Below are 1,092 nucleotides of genomic sequence, written 5' to 3'. Positions count from 1 at the left end.
TGAACCGCCCCTGTCAAGTAGACAGGTGAAATAATTAAAATTATTATTGAAGTTGTCGATAAGACAACTTCATTTTTTTATGTAGCTAATATTGTGCTGTTTGTATAGTGTTCTCTTTTATATTTTATTATTCTTTTATTTTCAGGTATTGGATATTGATTTGGTGTTTGTAAAGAGAATGCCTCACTTCTAACTTCATATGGTGTCTTAACTCCAAATCTTCTCTGATATCTTTCATACATGTAATAATGAATCCAATCATTAATAGCTTTGATAAGTTCATCTTTTGTATTGTAATGTTTTCCGTAATGATACATCTCACATTTCATGATTCCCCAAAACCCTTCCATTGGTCCATTATCTATGCAACAGTGAACTCTTGACATACTTTGTGTCATACCATGTCCCTTAAGCATGTTTATAAACGCTGGACTTGTATATTGAAAACCTCCATCACTGTGGAATAAAGGATGTACATTAGGATTATCTTTAACCGCCTTATCAAATGTGTTAAAGACAAGTATGTTATTATTGTGATCACCAACTTCATAACCGACAACCGTTCTATCATAAAGATCAAGAAAGGCGCTTAGATATAGCTTATATTCATTATGTGGCCCATACTTGAATTCAGTGACATCAGTAATCCATTTTTCATTTGGTTTTGATGCATTGAAATCTCTGTTAAGATTATTCTTAGCTGTGTTGTTGTTTTTTCTGACTGTGCAGCTTCTTCGTTTAGGGCGAATAATACTATGAATGCCTAGTATTCTCATAATCTTATAAATACGCTTATCACTGTAATTTTTATGATGATCTCTATTTATTCTATCCGCCATCATACGATATCCTAGTAATCCGTTATACTTCTTATGATATTCTTTGATTAATTCAGCTATTTCTTCATTTTCCTTATCTATCACACTTTTTTTATGATGTTGCCATTTATAGTAGTTTGCTCGTTTGACACCTAGTATTCTGCACATGAGTGATATATTTGGTATGTTTGCTTTATCTATCTCTTCTTCGCTGATTTCTTTGATTGTTTCATATTCAGCTTCATATTTGCTTGTTCGATAGACCTCCTCCTTT

At 32.2% G+C, this 1,092-nt stretch carries 1 protein-coding gene; it reads right to left on the bottom strand.

Annotated features, from left to right (window positions below; all coding sequences use genetic code 11):
- Positions 1–77: 77 nt before the first annotated feature.
- Positions 78–1,092: IS3 family transposase (locus EDD60_RS15995; protein WP_132226562.1), on the bottom strand; the 1,015-nt coding region annotated here is incomplete at its 5' end.

Source organism: Longibaculum muris, assembly GCF_004343035.1.
Lineage (GTDB): Bacteria > Bacillota_I > Bacilli_A > Erysipelotrichales > Coprobacillaceae > Longibaculum > Longibaculum muris.
This window is presented reverse-complemented; position numbering and strand designations above follow the sequence as displayed.